This is a genomic window from Brevibacterium oceani (assembly GCF_013623835.1).
GTDB lineage: Bacteria > Actinomycetota > Actinomycetes > Actinomycetales > Brevibacteriaceae > Brevibacterium > Brevibacterium oceani.
Genome location: NZ_JABKDE010000020.1, coordinates 1 through 1,996, shown reverse-complemented (window position 1 = coordinate 1,996; position 1,996 = coordinate 1). Strand labels below are relative to the sequence as shown.

General features: G+C 62.1%; 2 protein-coding genes. Both read right to left on the bottom strand.

The features are described from left to right. Positions 1-245 precede the first annotated feature (245 nt). Positions 246-1,487 (bottom strand): type II toxin-antitoxin system HipA family toxin, encoded by a 1,242-nt coding sequence (locus HK401_RS20425; protein ID WP_258234383.1) that lies wholly within the window; start codon positions 1,485-1,487, stop codon positions 246-248. Beyond that, positions 1,484-1,777, bottom strand: coding sequence for a helix-turn-helix domain-containing protein (locus HK401_RS20420; protein ID WP_309136066.1), 294 nt, complete (start codon positions 1,775-1,777; stop codon positions 1,484-1,486). The genes HK401_RS20425 and HK401_RS20420 overlap by 4 nt, the downstream gene beginning before the upstream one ends. Between the last annotated feature and the right edge of the window lie 219 nt (positions 1,778-1,996).

Genomic DNA, 1,996 nt, shown 5'->3' with positions numbered 1-1,996 from the left:
TGGCCACCCCATCCGTCCCAACCACCTGACAAACCCTGTTTGTCCTGGTCAGGCCCGGTGGAAACTCTGTTCTGAGAACCTCGTTTCCGGCGGGGCAACGAGATATAACTCTAGACCAGGCAAACCCGACCACGCAAATCCAAACCCCACCCCAACCACGTGACACCCACCACACACCACCCGCACCCCAGACTCAGACCCGACCACTACCCGGCATGAGCCCCGCCAATTCGCGGAACGACTGCCTAGAGGGCCGCAGGCAACACCGCTCGGAGACGCTCCAGTTGCGTGTTGATCGCATCCCCGACGGAGGTGAGTTCTCTCGACGGGACCGACAGCGCGTTTGCACACTCCTCCCAGTGACCGACCGCCTCGGCGACCTCGGCGAGGATTGTGCGCGCTTCCGTGGTCGTCAGGTGGCAGAGTGGAGCGAACTCGAGCAATGCCTCCGCTTCATGCTCAGCTTCGGTTACGCCATTGATCGCAGTCTGTCGTTCGACCGCGAGGTCTGGTTCGGGGTTGATGTCGAAGGCCGGGCTGAGTTCCCAACCGGCTTCGTGGCGGAGGAAGCCATGGTTGCGAAGGTGGTCGTCCGTATTGTGAAGTGCGGAGGACAACGCCATGCGGCGGAAGAGCTCGCTGCAGTCACGCCGCCACCGGCTGCTCGTGTCCTCGATCGCTTCGACGATATCGACGTAGTCAGCGTGTTCGCCGTCGCGGCGGTCCGCAGCCGTCATCGAGCTCATGTATCCGATACGTCGACCGTGCTGCCGGTCGAACCGGTCAAGGAGCAGCACTGGACGTTCGTCGATCCGCACCAGCTGTGCGTGGGGTACTGCAACCCCCGACGATCTCGCAACCTCCAGCGCTAAACGTTCCCAGAGGATGACGTTCCAGTCATCGCCCGGCCTAGTGAACTTCGCAATCATCAGACCCCCGGAGCCTCCTGCTACCGACGCCTTGGGGCGGGCCCCGCCGAGAGAGCCGGTACCTGCTTCGAGGAGTCGTTTGATTGCAGCTCCGGTTCCCTCCGCAGCCTCGTCTGCCGCATGTTGGAGTTCGGGCAGCGATACAGTCTTCGGCACAGAGGCCCCGGCACTCAGATACTCGGCCGTCGAGGACCTCCTGAATCTCAGTGCGCCCTGGCGGGTCAGGTCACTGACACCGAGCAGATAGTCCACCTCAGTCAGCCGGCGGTCACGAGCATCGCCCTGTGCAACCTGACGACGGTGCTGTTTCGCGACAAGGTTGCGGCCCCACCGGTCGGGAGCCGAGTCGCTGAACGCCCCGGGCAGCCCTGGGACGGAGATCGGAGCGACAGAGAGTGGGAGTTGGGGATCGATGGAATAGGCCTGGCGAGATCCGAGGAACTCGTCGGCATATTTGAACGTGGTCGAGATCTGGCTCCGGGCGACATGAAAGTACGCCTCTCCAACGAGGGCGTTCCGCCCAATCACGTCCATCTCGACACGCACCTGCTCACTCATCGTCGGACTCTCGACGGCAGCTTCTCTGTGGAGCGCAGACGTCCGATATCGGTGCTCAACGGGTCGAAAGCGCCAACGATGTGGTCGAGCTGCCCGAGCGCCTGCATCACGGAGAGGACAGCTCCTACAGAGACGCCGGGTTCCCCCCGCTCGATCTTCTGAAGGGTTGACCTGGAGATGCCGGCTCGCTCGGCGACCTCCTCGGCTTTGAGGGACTGCATCAGCCGCCATTGACGCACAGACGCCCCGATCTCACCGAGGCGGCGTGCAACGGTCCTGGTTACGTCCACCTTCGCTCCTTACGAGTCGTATATCGGTCACTACAGTACTTAATGAACAGGATAAGACCCATAACAAACGTAGGCAATGATATCCCCACCGGCAGCACCAGCACCCACACCAGCAGCACCCACACATGGTCGACAACCCGGTGAATACAGGAAAGGCCCCACCCAACACCACACGTCAGACAGGACCACACAAAGAAGAAGAGGGAGCCTGCCGAAACA

Coding starts and splice junctions, on each gene's coding strand:
- HK401_RS20425 (WP_258234383.1), bottom strand. CDS start 1,487: ATGAGTGAGCAGGTGCGTGTCGAGATGGACGTGATTGGGCGGAACGCC.